At 72.1% G+C, this 13,941-nt stretch carries 10 protein-coding genes; 5 read left to right on the top strand and 5 right to left on the bottom strand.

Annotated features, from left to right (window positions below; all coding sequences use genetic code 11):
- Positions 1 to 119: 119 nt before the first annotated feature.
- Positions 120 to 4,337, top strand: a complete 4,218-nt coding sequence (locus tag ACYVIP_RS31395; protein ID WP_460402906.1) for a S8 family serine peptidase — start codon at positions 120 to 122, stop codon at positions 4,335 to 4,337.
- A gap of 52 nt (positions 4,338 to 4,389) precedes the next feature.
- The gene (locus ACYVIP_RS31390; RefSeq protein ID WP_460402904.1) at positions 4,390 to 5,250 is read left to right on the top strand and encodes an alpha/beta fold hydrolase; all 861 of its coding nucleotides are present in this window, start codon (positions 4,390 to 4,392) and stop codon (positions 5,248 to 5,250) included.
- A gap of 7 nt (positions 5,251 to 5,257) precedes the next feature.
- On the opposite strand, the gene ACYVIP_RS31385 is transcribed toward ACYVIP_RS31390, so the two are convergent.
- Both ACYVIP_RS31385 and ACYVIP_RS31380 read right to left on the bottom strand, forming a co-directional pair.
- A complete protein-coding gene (locus tag ACYVIP_RS31385; protein WP_460402902.1) occupies positions 5,258 to 6,286 on the bottom strand; it encodes an RNA polymerase sigma factor in 1,029 nt (342 codons plus the stop codon).
- A 120-nt stretch (positions 6,287 to 6,406) separates the two neighbouring features.
- Complete coding sequence (locus ACYVIP_RS31380) at positions 6,407 to 7,393, bottom strand: acyl-CoA dehydrogenase family protein (protein ID WP_460402900.1); 987 nt, start codon at positions 7,391 to 7,393, stop codon at positions 6,407 to 6,409.
- Positions 7,394 to 7,525: 132 nt separating this feature from the next.
- Here ACYVIP_RS31380 and ACYVIP_RS31375 point away from each other — a divergent pair, with 132 nt between their 5' ends.
- On the top strand, positions 7,526 to 8,992 hold the full coding sequence (locus ACYVIP_RS31375) for a serine/threonine-protein kinase (protein ID WP_460402898.1): 1,467 nt from the start codon (positions 7,526 to 7,528) through the stop codon (positions 8,990 to 8,992).
- On the opposite strand, the gene ACYVIP_RS31370 is transcribed toward ACYVIP_RS31375, so the two are convergent.
- Genes ACYVIP_RS31370 through ACYVIP_RS31360 form a run of 3 tightly spaced genes read right to left on the bottom strand, consistent with a single transcriptional unit; the run spans position 8,970 to position 11,895 of the window.
- The gene (locus tag ACYVIP_RS31370) at positions 8,970 to 9,926 is read right to left on the bottom strand and encodes an acyl-CoA dehydrogenase family protein (RefSeq protein WP_460402896.1); all 957 of its coding nucleotides are present in this window, start codon (positions 9,924 to 9,926) and stop codon (positions 8,970 to 8,972) included. The genes ACYVIP_RS31375 and ACYVIP_RS31370 overlap by 23 nt on opposite strands.
- The gene (locus ACYVIP_RS31365) at positions 9,923 to 11,062 is read right to left on the bottom strand and encodes an acyl-CoA dehydrogenase family protein (RefSeq protein WP_460402894.1); all 1,140 of its coding nucleotides are present in this window, start codon (positions 11,060 to 11,062) and stop codon (positions 9,923 to 9,925) included. The genes ACYVIP_RS31370 and ACYVIP_RS31365 overlap by 4 nt, the downstream gene beginning before the upstream one ends.
- Positions 11,059 to 11,895: an enoyl-CoA hydratase gene (locus ACYVIP_RS31360; RefSeq protein WP_460402892.1), complete on the bottom strand. Its 837-nt coding sequence runs from the start codon at positions 11,893 to 11,895 to the stop codon at positions 11,059 to 11,061. The genes ACYVIP_RS31365 and ACYVIP_RS31360 overlap by 4 nt, the downstream gene beginning before the upstream one ends.
- Positions 11,896 to 11,937: 42 nt before the next feature.
- On the opposite strand from ACYVIP_RS31360, the gene ACYVIP_RS31355 reads away from it, so the two are divergent.
- Entirely contained in the window at positions 11,938 to 13,080 is a 1,143-nt protein-coding gene (locus ACYVIP_RS31355) for an acyl-CoA dehydrogenase family protein (protein WP_460402890.1), read from the top strand.
- A gap of 75 nt (positions 13,081 to 13,155) precedes the next feature.
- Complete coding sequence (locus tag ACYVIP_RS31350) at positions 13,156 to 13,926, top strand: SDR family oxidoreductase (protein ID WP_460402888.1); 771 nt, start codon at positions 13,156 to 13,158, stop codon at positions 13,924 to 13,926.
- The last annotated feature ends 15 nt before the right edge of the window (positions 13,927 to 13,941 follow it).

Here is a 13,941-nt window from a genome sequence, read left to right as displayed (position 1 = left end):
TGACGGTGTGGGCAAATTACAACCATCCTCAAGAGAGCGAAAATTTCGCTCTGGAGGAGGCTTGCATGCCCCGCTCATCCGTCAACAGACCCTGGCCGCGTAGCGCGGCCAGACCCTGGGTGGCAATCGCCGCCGCGGCAGGATTGTTCGTCACCATCGCCCCCGCCTTCCAACCGGAAACCCCCGCCACCGCCCAGATCGCGCCCGAGCTGATCGCTCAGGTCGAGGCCGCCGAGGATGGCGCACCCGTACAGGCCCTGATGATGTTGTCCAACGCCCCCGAGCTCGGCGGCGATCGGGACGACGTCCTGGCCACCCTCCGCGACCACGCCGCCGGCACGCAGGCCGAGGTCGTCGCGTCGATCGGCGAGACCGCCACCGTGGTCAACCGCTTCTGGATCACCAACATGCTGCTGGTCGAGTTCCCCGCCAGCACCGACGCCGTGAACGCGCTCGCCGACGCGCCCGGCGTACAACGTCTCATCCCGAACTTCGAGCTCACCGCACCGGCACCGACGCCGGGCGCCACCGATGTCGCCCCCAACGCGGAGCTGACCTGGGGCCTGGACAAGATCGAGGCCGACCGGGTCTGGAACGAGCTCGGCGTCAACGGCTCCGGCGTCCGGGTCGCCACCCTCGACACCGGCGTCGACATCAGCCACCCCGACCTCGCCGGCAAGATGGTCACCGACGACCCGAGCGACCCCCAGCACCCCGGTGGCTGGATGGAGTTCAACGCCACCGGCGGACTGGTCGCCTCGAACCCACATGACTCCGCCTACCACGGCACCCACGTCTCCGGCACCATCCACGGCGCCGCGACCTCCGGCACCGCGATCGGCGTCGCCCCCGCCGCGGAACTGATGCACGGCATCGTGATCCCCGGCGGCAGTGGCTCGTTCGCCCAGGTCGCCGCCGGCATGCAGTGGGCGGTCGCGCCGACCGACGCGGCCGGCAACCCGGCGGGACGGCCCGCCGACGTGGTGAACATGTCCTTGGGCGCCAACGGTTTCCACCAGGAGATGATCGCCCCGACCAGGGCGATGCGCGCGGCCGGCATCTTCCCCGCCTTCGCCATCGGCAACAACTGCGCCACCGGCGGCACCGGCAGCCCGGGCAACGTGTTCGAGGCGGTCGGCGTCGGCGCCACCGACGTGTCCGACAACGTCGCGTCGTTCTCCTGCGGCGGCGTCGTACGCAAGAACCAGTGGACCGACCCGCCGGCGGAGTGGCCGGAGACCTGGGTCAAGCCGGACATCTCCGCGCCTGGCGCGGACGTGTACTCGGCCTCGCCCGGCGGCGGCTACCGCACGCTGTCCGGCACCTCGATGGCCACCCCGCACACCGCGGGCGTCGTCGCGCTGATGCTCTCGGCCGCCGGCGACCTGCCGGTCGCCGAAACGCTGGATGTGTTGGCCGACACCGGCTTCTGGGAGGACCGGTACGCCACCGCGCCACCGGACACCCGCTACGGCGCCGGCCGGATCAACGCCTTCGAGGCCGTCCGGTACGTCGCGCTGAACTCCGGTCTACAGGGGACGGTCACCGACGCGGCCACCGGCGCACCGGTGGCGAACGCCTCGCTCACCATCGACCCCGGCGGCCGGGGATCGACCACCGGTGCCGACGGCACGTTCGTCAGCAGACTCGAACCGGGCACCTACACCGTCACCGCGAAGTCCTTCGGCTACCAGGACGGCGCCTCGGCCAGCGTGGAGGTCGTGGCTGGTTCCTTTGCCACGGCGGACATCGCGCTGACCGCGCAGCCGAGCGGCCAGATCACCGGCACGGCGACCCTGGACGTGTCGGGCACCGGCATCCCCGGCGTCACCGTGAAGGTGCTCGGCGTGCCGGCCGACCTGTCCGCGGTGACCGGAACCGGCGGCGGCTACACGATCACCGGGGTGCCGGCGGGCGACTACCAGGTCGCCGCGGCGCATTCCGCGTTCCGGGAACCGGAGCCGGTCGACCTCACGGTGACCGCCGGCCAGGCGACCACCGCGAACTTCACCTTCGGCCGACCAGCCGAGACGGTGGCCATTGTGGACAGTTCGGCGACCAGGGCAACGCAGTACCAGGACGTCGTGTTCGAGCCGCGCGGCATCGCGTCGGTGATCTACGGCTGGGACGAGTTGGCGGAGGCCGCGCGGCACAAGACCGTGCTGCTCGGCTACGGCACGCTGAGCATCGACTACGACCAGGCACGGTTCCAGGCCTTCCTGAACGCCACCGATGCCAACGGCACCGGCGTGATCTTCACCGACCACGCGTTCGGCTCCGGCAACGGCATCAAGCAACTGTCCGAGCACACCGGCCAGCCAGCCGCGTACGGCAGCAGCACCGCCAGCGGCTCGGCCGAGTCCTACTACGAGGTCACCGCCGAACACCCGCTGCTGGCCGGGCACGCCGTCGGCGACCGGATCGTGATCGACAACAGCACGCAGGCCAAGTGGGTCGCCTGGTTCGACGGCTACGACGGCGATGGCCGGCAGACCATCGGCAGCCTCGGCCGCACCGCGGACGGGGTGCTCGGTGGTGGCATCGGCATCGACCAGCGGGCCAACAACCGGCACGTGTTGCTGTCCACGCACGGGATCTCGGCGACCCGCGGCCCGGCCGACTGGACCCCGGCGGCCACCGACCTGTTCCTCAACGCGATCACCTGGGCATCCCCGGCGCCACAACCGGACCAGCCGTACTTCGCGCTGCACGACCTGCGCGTGTCGCCCGGTGTGGTGAAGGCCAGCGAGAACGTCACGGTCTCGGCGCAGGTGAAGAACGTCGGCACCGCCGCCGGCACCTACACCGCCACGCTGCTGGTCGGCGGCGCGGTCGAGGCGACCACCCCGGTGCAGCTCAACCCCGGCGTGTCCAGGACGCTGACCTGGACCGTCGACCCGGACGCGCTCGGCACGTTCAGCGTCCAGGTCGGCAACCTCACCGGATCGTTCCGGGTGCGGGCGCCGAAGGTCGACCTGGCCGCGGTGACCGCGAGCGCCCCGGGCGCGGCCGCGGTCGGACCGCTGGCCGGCGCGACCGTCGAGCTGGTCAGCGGCGAGACCGTCCGTCCACTTGGCACGACCGGCGCGGATGGCAAGCTCTCGTTCGAGATTCCGGATCCGGTCGGCCGCTACACGTTGGTGGTGCGCAAACCGACACCGGCCGACGGCGGTGACGCCTACCTGCTGCACCGGCAGATCACCGTGATCGACGACGAGGCGATCACGTTCGCGCCCCGGGTGCTCGCCACCGGAGCCGCGGCCACCAGTGGCATCGGCGATGACTTCGCCGTGCGTGCCGACATCGAGCTGGCGGCCGCCGACGCGCGGCACACCGGTTCGGTGTTCCTGCGCCCGGCGACCATCGCGCCGCACGGGTATCGCTACCAGCCGGGCACGCTGATCGCGAGCCTGGACCGGTACGAGGCGGTCACCGTGCACGAGGTGCACTACCTCGAGCAGGACTGGTTCCTGCCGAGCAGGATCGTCGGCGGCCTGGACTGGGTCGACCCGTTCGACACCAGTTTCTCCTTCGGTGGCCCGGCTTCGGTGTCGCTCGGTGACGTGGCCGTCAGCGACGACGGCACGGCCACTGTGGACTGGTCGGTCACCGACGCGCACGGCCTGCCGTTCGCCACGGTGATCGCGTCGAACGTGCGGCCGTTCCTGTCCCTGCCGGAGCGGGCCAAGCTGGAGGATGTCGAGGGCCTGGTCCGCGCGGCGGCACCCAACGAGTTCAAGCCGATCCTGCGCCTGTTCGACCCGAACGGGACGCCGGTACGCGCCGGCTCGGTCAACTGGAACGCCCAGCCGTACACGTTCACCGTCGATCCGGACGCGCCGGACGGCGCCTACCGGTTGTCGTTGGACGTGGACACCGGCGGCTACTCCGGGGACATCACCGCCGAGGCCACCCTGCGGGTCGGCGAGCCCGCGGTTCCCGATGTGTCCATTTCGGACACTCGGGGGGCGTTCCCGGTCGGCGTGCACACGCAGTACGACGTGACGGCGACCAACAGCGGCACCGCCGACTCCGGCCCGATGTCCTGGACGGTCCGGGTCGAGGCGGCGGAAGCGTTGGCGCCAAAGGACGTCGTGCTTCGGCTGCGGGTCGGCAACACCTGGCAACGGGTGGCGCTCACCCGGGAAGCGGGCGCGCTGACCGGCACCGTCGTCACCGACGCCGCGGTGGCCGCCGGCGCGGTGTCGACCTGGCGGATGTCGTTGCTGCTACGGGTTCCCGGCACCTTCGCGGTGACCGACACCTTCACCGGTGACGGCATCTCGGTGCACAACGCCGACGAGCTCCGCGTGGCGGAACCGGTCGGCGTACGGTAAATCCCCCACGGTCCCACGGCGTGGCGGCGCCGTGGGACCGTAGGATCGCCACATGGATTTCGAGGACATCGTCATCGAGACCGACCGGCTCGCCTTCCCGGCACTCGCGGCCGGAGACGGGCCGGTTGTCGTGTGCTGGCACGGTTTTCCCGACCATCCGGCGACCTTCGGCCCGCTCGCCGAACACCTGGTGGCCGCCGGCCGCCGAGTCGTCGCGCCGTTCCTGCGCGGGCATCACCCGGCCACCGCGAACGAGCTGACCTACGCCGACGGCCTCACCCTGGCCGCCGACGGCGCGGCGGTCGCCAAGGCACTCGGCCCGCCGGTCGACCTGTTCGGGCACGACATCGGCGCCGGTGTCGTGCACCGGGTCGCGGCCGCGTGGCCGGAGCTGGTGCGCCGGGCCGCGACCGGGGCGGTACCGGCACCGGCCGCGATGAGCGCGATGTTCACCGACCCCGCGCAGTTGCGGCAGCTGTTCTACATGTTCCTGTTCCAGCTGCCCGGCATCCCCGAGCAGATGTTGGCGGCCGACCGCGCACTGATCGACTACCTGTGGGCGACCTGGTCGCCCGGGCTGACGGACCTGGGGGCGCATCGCGCGCGGGTGCACGCGCTGTACGGCGATCCGGTGCTGTCGGGCAACGCGTTGCGGATCTACCGGGGGAACTTCGACACCAGCCTGCACGATCCGGTGCTGGCCGGGTTGGCCGTGCGCACCGAGGCCCCCGCGCCGGCGCCGATGCTGCTGCTCGCCGGCGCGGACGACGGGTGCATCGACACGAAGTGGTTCACCCAGCAGGGACTGGCGCCCGGGTCGGAGATCGCGGTGCTCGAGGACGCCGGCCACTTCATGCATCTGGAACGGCCAGCCGAGGTGGCCCGGCTGGTGCTGGACTGGTTCGACCGGTAGACACCCGTCACCAGGTGAACACCAGCGCGAACCGGAACAACTCCGCCACGCTGATCGGCGACCCGTAGGCGGTGACCCGCGCGAGCGTCCCGTCCGGCCGCAACGACGTCAACCTGCGGACGACATCGCGCGAACCGGGGTCCAGGTAGCCCTCGACCACCGCCCGCGTCCGGTCGGGGAACTCCCGGTAGACGCAGTCCTGCTCGAACTCCGGCCGGCACGGCTGCCACCCCTGCTCCTCGACCACCTGCCGGCGCAACTCCAGCAGTACCAACACTCCTTTGCCGTGCGCGTCGACGATCGCCTGGGCGAAGTAGGTGTCCGGCGGATAGGTCTCGGCCCGGGTGTAGAACTCCAGCGGCGGGCGCACCGTGTACCCGGTCATCGGCCCGGACGGTCCGGCCCGGACCTTCGTCAGCTCCGGGAACTCCCGGTCGACGACCGTGGTCAGCTGCTCGGTCAGCTTCCGCGCCCGCGCGTCGATCACCACCGCCCCCGAGCCGGGCGCCAGTGTGGTCAGCCGCCCGTCCGCGGGCGCGGTCCACGGCGGCCGGGACACCGCCGCCTCGGGGGCCGACTCCGTCGAGCCCGCGCTGAGCATGGTGGCGAACACCCCGGCCGCGACCAGCACCCCGACCGCGACCGCCACCGCGCGCAACCGTCGCCGCCGACGCCCGCCAACGGCCTCGGCGGCCACCGTCCGCAACGCCGCCGGCGACCAGTCGCCCGGCTCGTCGACCTCCGCCTCGGTGCACCGCAGCGTCCAGGCGACCTCGGCGGCCGACAGCCCGGCCCAGTACCGCAGCACCACCGCCGCCCGCCGGCGCGGCGGCAACCCGGCCAACTCGGGCACGTCGTCGCGCCCGTGCCCCTCGCCCGGATCGGCGAGGAACTCCTGGACCAGGGCGGCCACCGGAGACCCGCCCGGCGAGGACCGGGCAGCCCGCACCAGCCGCGCCGCCCGGTCGTGGTCTCCGCTGAGCAGGTACCCCAGCTGGCTGAAAAACTCGTCGTCCCCGCGCTGAGCTGGCGCCATGCCTCCATGGTGACCGACGAAAGCCACGGAGGGTAGTCCCCTCGCTACGCTGACAGGATCGCACAAGCCCTGAATGAGGCATTGGGGACGCTGAACGTCCTGAATGCCTCATTCAGGGCATTAGAAACCGGCCAGGGTGGCCAGGCGGTCGATGTAGGTCGACGGCGCGCCGAACAGCTGCGCGCCGCCGTGCGCGCGCTTGAAGTACCGGTGTGCGTCGTGCTCCCAGGTGATCGCGATGCCCCCGTGCAGCTGGATTATCTCGCCGGCCACCGTGCGCAGCGCCTCCGCGCAGTAGGCCTTGGCCGCCGCCGCGCGGGCCGGCAGGTCGGCCGGTCCGGCGGTCGCCGCCGCGAGCGCGGCCGACGCCGCGGTCTCGACCAGCACGTGCAGGTCGGCCATCCGGTGCTTGAGCGCCTGGAACCCGCCGATCGGGCGACCGAACTGGACTCGCCGCATGGTGTGCTCGACGGTCAGCTCCAGGCATCTGGCCGCCGTGCCCGCCTGTTCGGAGGCCAGCGCCGCGCATGCCACGTCCCGGACCCGCGCGGCGTCGAACGGGCCGAGGTGGACCCCCGGCGTGCGGTCCAGGACCACCTCGGCGAGGGTGCGGGTGTGGTCCATCGCCGGCGTGCGCGTGCGCCGCACGGTCGTCGGATCCACCTGGTAGAGCGCCGGGCCGTCCCCGGTCGCGGCCACCACCAGCAGCGTGTCGGCGGTGTCCCCGTCGAGCACGTAGGCGGCGTGCCCGGTCAGCGTGCCGTCCGGGCACGCGGTGGCGCAGCCCGACCATCGGCCGTCAGGCTCCGACCAGGCCAGCGCGGCCACGGTGGTGCCGGCCGCGACGGCGGCCAGCAGGTCGCCCGGCGGCAGCGCCGAGGTGGCGAGCACCGAGGACAGCATCGGCGTCGCGGCGATGGTGCGGCCGAGCTCGTACTGCACGACGTGCACCTCGGCCAGGCCGGCGCCGAGGCCGCCGTGCTCGGCCGGCACGGTCAGCGCCGGCGCGCCGAGCTCGACCAGCCGCGACCACAGGTCAGCGGGTGACGCGGCCAACAACCGGCGTACGACGGCACGGAACGCCACCTGGTCCTCGGTCAACCGCATACGATCCATCTAACCAAACACTTGCTTGGTATGCATAGTGCGCCGCACGATCAGGTGAGTTCGATATCCTCCCTAGCGGGTCGGGGTCGGGCGCAGCATGGACACGAGGAGTTCCTGATCGAGAAGGGTTCAGTGATCGCCGGCCGTTATCGGTTGCAGGAACAGATCGGCAGCGGCGCGATGGGCGTGGTGTGGAAGGCCGAGGACCAGCGCCTCGGTCGCACGGTGGCCATCAAACATCTGGTGGTCCGCTACGCGCTGTCCGACACCAACTCCGGGGAGACCCGCAGGCGGGCGATGCGGGAGGCGCGGATCGCCGCCCGCCTACAACACCGAAACGCCATCGCCATGTTCGACGTCGCCGAGCACGAGGGCGACCCGTGCCTGGTGATGGAGTTCCTGCCGTCGCACAGCCTGTCGGCGGTCCTCGCCGAGCGCGGCACGCTGCCGCCGCACGAGGTCGCCGAGATCGGCGCCCAGGCCGCCTCCGCGCTCGCCGCCGCGCACGCGGTGGGCATCGTGCACCGCGACGTCAAGCCGGGCAACATCCTGATCGCCGAGAACGGCACGGTGAAGATCACCGACTTCGGCATCTCCAAGGCACTCGACGAGGGCACGGTGACCACCCAGACCGGGATCGCCGGCACCCCGGCCTACCTCGCGCCGGAGATCGCCCGTGGCGAGGATCCGACCAGGGCCTCGGACGTGTTCTCCCTCGGCTCGACGCTCTACCACGCGGTCGAGGGCAAGCCACCGTTCGGCACGAACACCAACCCGCTGGCGCTGCTGCACGCGGTCGCCTCCGGCAACGTGCCGCCGGCACGCAACGCCGGGCCGCTGGCCGGCACGCTGACCACGCTGATGCGCACCGACCCGTCGAGCAGACCGAGCATGCGCGAGGCGGTCACCGCGCTGGCGGCGGTCAAGTCCGCACCGGCCACCGCGCCGGCCGCGCCGACCCCACCGCCGACCCCGCCTCGGCCGGTCACGGCCATCCCCACACCGGCCACCGCCACCGCCGCGCTGCCGATGCCATCGGCGGCGGCCCCGATCCGACCGGCCCCGCCGCCCAAGCCGCAGCGCAACCTGATGATCGTCGCGGTCGCCGCGGTGCTCGTCCTGGCCACCGCGGTCGTGACCGTGCTGCTGATCAACTCGTCGGACGACCCCGAGCCGCCGCCGCAGGGCCAGCCGCCCGTGACGTCGAGCAGCGCACCGGACGAGAAGCCGTCGGACACCGCGGAGCCGACACCGACCCCGCAACCGATCCCGCCGAGCGCACCGATCGCCTACACCGAGGGCGGGCAGAAGGTGATCGACTACTACAACAACTTCGCCAACCCGGCCCTGCGCTGGAACATGTTGTCCTCCAACGCGAAGGCCCAGTTCGGTGACCAGGCGGCGTTCACCGAGTACTGGTCGCAGTACACCAACGTCAGCTCGAAGAACGCCAACGGGGTCACGCCGAACGCGGACGGCTCGCTGAACGTGCCGGTGGACGTCACCTACACCACCGGCGACGGCTCCCAACAGCTGAAACGGCAGGTGCGGGTCACCAGGGAGAACGGCCAGGTCGTCATCGACTCGCGCGCGGAGTGAGTTCGCCGGTGAGTTTGTCGAGGACTCGGGCGCGGTGCCAGGACCGGGTGCCCCACGCCTCGCGCAGTGCGCGCACCTTGGTCAGCCGGTGGCCGAGGTCGTACTCCAGCGTGTAGCCGATCGCGCCGTGCACCTGGAGCGCGGTGCGGGCGGCCAGGTAGGCGGCCTCGGCGGTGGCGACCTTGGCGGCCGAGATGTCCAGTGGCGCCAACGTGGTCGCCGCGTCGTGCACCAGCGGGCGGGCGAACTCCAGTGCCACCAACACGTTCGCCAGCTGGTGCTGGACGGCCTGGAACTGGCCGACCGGCCGGCCGAACTGCCGCCGGGATCGGACGTAGGCGCTCGCCTGGTCGAGGATGCCGCGCCCGAGGCCGAGCAGCTGGGCCGCGACGCACAGCACCCCGAGGTCGAACGCGTCGCCGGCCACGCCGAGCGACTCCGCGCGGTCGACCTGGAACAGCCGTCTGGTGGCGTCCACGGAGTCCAGCCGGTCACCGGGCAGTCCTGTGTAGACCTCCTGGCCGGCGTGCACGAGGACCGTGGTCGCGGTGTCCGCGTCCAGCGCGGTCGGCACGTGTGGCGGGAGCGCGGCGGTCGCCAGCGCGCCCTCGACCAGGCTGGGCAACAACTCCTCGGCGACGGGCAGCCCGCCGACCATCGCCGGCACGACGGCGAACGACTCGACGAGCGGGCCGGGCACCGCGTGCCGGCCGAGTACCTCGAAGACCACCGCCAGCTCGGCCGGACCGGCGCCGAGACCGCCGAACCTGGCCGGCACGGCCAGGCCGCAGACCCCGACCTTCGCCATCCTGGCCACCAGCTCGCGGCCGGGCGCGGAGTCGCCAGCGGCCCAGGATCTGGTCACGGCCGGCACATCGGCGTCGGTGAGCAGGTCGTGCACGCTCGCGGCCAGCTGGCGCCGCTCGTCGTTCATCGGTCGCCCCGTGGCAGGCCGAGCAGTCGCTGGGCGATGACGTTGCGCTGGATCTCGTTGGTACCGGCGTAGATCGGGCCGGCGAGGGCGAACAGGTGGCCCGCGCGCCAGCCGGAGTCCAGTTCGGCGTCCTGGCCGAGCAGGTCGAGCGCGGTCTCGTGCAGCGCGATGTCCAGTTCGGACCAGAAGACCTTGTTGAGGCTGGCCTCCGCGCCAAGGGTGCCGCCCTCGGCGAGGCGGTTGATCGTGTCGAGGGTGTAGAGGTGGTAGGCGCGCGCGCCGATCCAGGCGTCCACCACGCGGTCGCGCAGCGCGGGGTCCTGGCGGGTCTGCCACAGCTCGACCAGGCGTCGCGCGGTGGCCAGGAAGCGGCCGGGGCTGCGCAGGGTGAGGCCGCGTTCGTTGCCGGCCGTGCTCATCGCCACCCGCCAGCCGTCGCCCGGCTCGCCGATCACGTCCTGGTCGGGGACGAACACGCCGTCGAGGAAGATCTCGGCGAAGCCGGGGGTGCCGTCCAGTTGCGGGATCGGGCGGACGGTCACGCCGGGGGCGCGCAGGTCGAACATCAGGTAGGTGAGCCCTCGGTGGCGCTGCGCGCTCGGGTCGTCGCGGAACAGGCCGAAGGCGCGGTCGGCGAAGGCCGCCCGGGAACTCCAGGTCTTCTGTCCATTGAGGACCCAGCCGTCGGTGGTCCTGGTGGCCCGGCTCCGGACCGCGGCGAGGTCGCTGCCGGCCTCTGGCTCCGACCAGGCCTGGGCCCAGATGTCGTCGGCGCGCGCCATCCTGGGCAGGATGCGTTGGCGCTGTTCAGGTGTGCCGTTGGCGAGCAGCGTGGACCCGAGCAGCGCGATGCCGTTGCCACTGACCCTGGCCGGCGCCCCGGCGGCCCAGTACTCCTCCTCGAAGGCCAGCCACTCGAGCAGCGTGGCGTCCCGGCCGCCGTACTCCGCCGGCCAGGACACCGCCGACAGCCGAGCGTCAGCGAGCCGCCGCTCCCACCGCCGATGCGCCGCGAACCCCGCCTCGGTATCCATAGCCGGCAACGCCTCCGCCGGCACGTTCTCGGCCAACCACCCCCGCACCTCCGCCCGGAACGCCGTGCAGTGAAGGGACCCTTCGCTGCGGTTCTCGGTCACGGGCGGTCCCGCATGGCGCGCGCGTCCAGGCCGGCGAGGGAGTCGGTCGAGGTCTCGGCGTTGTGCGCGTGCGCGAAGTGGTGCAGGCCGAAGACCGACTCCATACCGTTGCGCAGCCCCATCTGGTCCTCGGCCTGGTTGACCGCGCGTTTGGTCAGCGCGAGGCCGAAACTCGGCATCCGCGCGATCCGCCCGGCCAGCGCCGTGGTCTGCTCGACGAGCTGGTCGCGCGGCACGACCCGGTTCACCATGCCCAGCTCCAGTGCCCGGTTGGCGTCGAACCGGTCGCCGGTGAACAGGAACTCCTTGGCCGCGCGCGGCCCGAGCACCCACGGGTGGGCGAAGTACTCCACGCCCGGGATGCCCATCGCCACCACGGGATCGGCGAAGAACGCGTCCTCGGCGGCGACGATCAGGTCGCACACCCAGGCCAGCATGAGCCCGCCCGCGATGCACGCGCCGTGCACCATGGCGATGGTCGGCTTGGGGATCTCCCGCCAGCGCCGGCACATGCCGAGGTAGACCTCCAGCTCGCGGGCGTAGCGCCCGTCGCCGCCCGGCCGGCCGACGTGGTCCCACCACTGCACGGCGCGGCGCTCGAAGCTGGTGTCGACGTCCCGGCCGGGCGTACCGATGTCGTGGCCGGCGGAGAAGTGCTTGCCGGCGCCGGCGAGCACGATGACCTTGACCTCGTCGTCGTTCACCGCTCTGGTGAACGCGCTGTCGATGGCGTAGGTCATCGCCGAGTTCTGCGCGTTGCGGTACTCCGGGCGGTTCATCGTCACGGTCGCGATCGGGCCGTCGCGGTCGTAACGGACAACCTCCTCCGGCACGTCCACCACCTCCAAAGCAATTGCTTGGTAGGGTAACACCTCATGGGCCTCGCGGAGTTCCGCGCGACGGTGCGCGAATGGCTGGGCGACAACCTTTCCGGCGAGTTCGCGGCACTGCGCGGGCTCGGCGGACCGGGGCGCGAACACGAGTCCTTCCCCGAGCGGCTGGCCTGGGACCGGCACCTGGCCGCCGCCGGCTGGACCTGCCTCGGATGGCCGGTCGAGCACGGCGGACGCGGCCTCGACCTCGAGCACCAGGTGGTGTTCCACGAGGAGTACGCCAACGCCGCGGCGCCCGCGCGGGTGAGCCACATCGGCGAGGAGCTGCTCGGGCCGACGCTGATCGCCATCGGCACACCGGCGCAGCGGGCGCGGTTCCTACCGCCGATCCGGACGGTCGACGAGCTGTGGTGCCAGGGGTACTCGGAGCCGGGTGCGGGGTCGGACCTGGCGTCGGTGTCCACCACCGCTCGGCCGCGTGACGGGGAGTGGGTGCTCAACGGGCAGAAGGTGTGGACCTCGCTGGCGCACGTGGCGCAGTGGTGCTTCGTGCTGGCGCGCACGACACCGGGGTCCGTGCGGCATGCCGGGTTGTCGTACCTGCTGGTGCCGATGTCCCAGCCGGGGGTGACGGTGCGCCCGATCGAGCAGCTGACCGGCGGGTCGGAGTTCAACGAGGTGTTCTTCGACGACGCCCGCACGGCCGCCGACCTGGTGGTCGGCGAGCCGGGGGACGGCTGGCGGGTGGCGATGCGCACGCTGGGGTTCGAGCGCGGGGTGTCGACGTTGGGCCAGCAGGTCGGCTTCCGGCGGGAGCTGGACGCGCTGATCGAGCTGGCCAGGTCGACCGGGGTGCTGGCCGACCCGTTGCTGCGCGACCGGCTGGCCAGGGCGTATCTCGGCCTGGAGGTGATGGGCGCGCACGCCAGGCGCACGATCGGCGGCACCGGCGACGAGGCGTCGGTGACCAAGCTGGTCTGGGCGACCTGGCACCGCTCGCTCGGCGAGCTGGCCATGGACGTCCTCGGCGCGGCCGGCCTGGTCGCCCCCGACGGCGAGCTGACCGAGTGGCAACGGCTGTTCCTGTTCAGCCGCGCGGACACCATCTACGGCGGCTCGAACGAGATCCAGCGCAACATCATCGCCGAACGCACCCTCGGCCTCCCCCGAGAACCCCGCCCATGACCCCCGTTCGTCAGGAGCGCCGAACTCGCATGTCCCGAACGTCAAACTCGCAGGTGAGCTGGGAGGAGTGGTGTGGTGAGTGAGCCGGTGGGGCGGGAATTGCTGGTGGGGAAGGTCGTGGTGGTGACGGCCGCGGCGGGGACGGGGATCGGGTCGGCGACCGCGCGGCGGTGTCTCACGGAGGGCGCGCGGGTGGTGGTCAGCGACTGGCATGAGCGGCGGCTGGCCGAGACCGCGGCGGGGCTGGCGGCGGAGTACGGGGACGCGGTGCACGCGATCGGCTGTGACGTGACCGTCGAGGACCAGGTGCGGCGGCTGGTCGACGGGACGGTCGGGCACTTCGGGCAGCTGGACGTGCTGGTGAACAACGCCGGGCTCGGCGGGACCGCGTCGGTGCTGGACATGACCGACGACGAGTGGTCCCGGGTGCTGGACGTGACCCTCACCGGCACCATGCGCTGCACCAGGGCGGCCCTGCGGCACCTGATCGACCAGGGCACCGGCGGCGCGGTGGTGAACAACGCCTCGGTCGTCGGCTGGCGGGCGCAGGAGGGCCAGGCCCACTACGCGGCCGCGAAGGCGGGCGTGATGGCGCTGACCCGGTGCGCCGCGATGGACGTCGCCGCGCACGGCATCCGGGTGAACGCGGTCGCGCCCAGCCTGGCCGCGCACCCGTTCCTGGCGAAGGTCACCAGCGAGGAGCTGTTGACCACGCTCGCCTCCCAGGAGGCGTTCGGTCGCGCCGCGCAACCGTGGGAGGTCGCGACCGTCATCGCCTTCCTGGCCAGCGACTACGCCTCCTACCTGACCGGCGAGGTGATCTCGGTGAGCAGCCAGCACCCATGACCTCTCTGGGTCTAG

The sequence above is a fragment of the Actinophytocola sediminis genome, from assembly GCF_054779715.1.
This window is presented reverse-complemented; position numbering and strand designations above follow the sequence as displayed.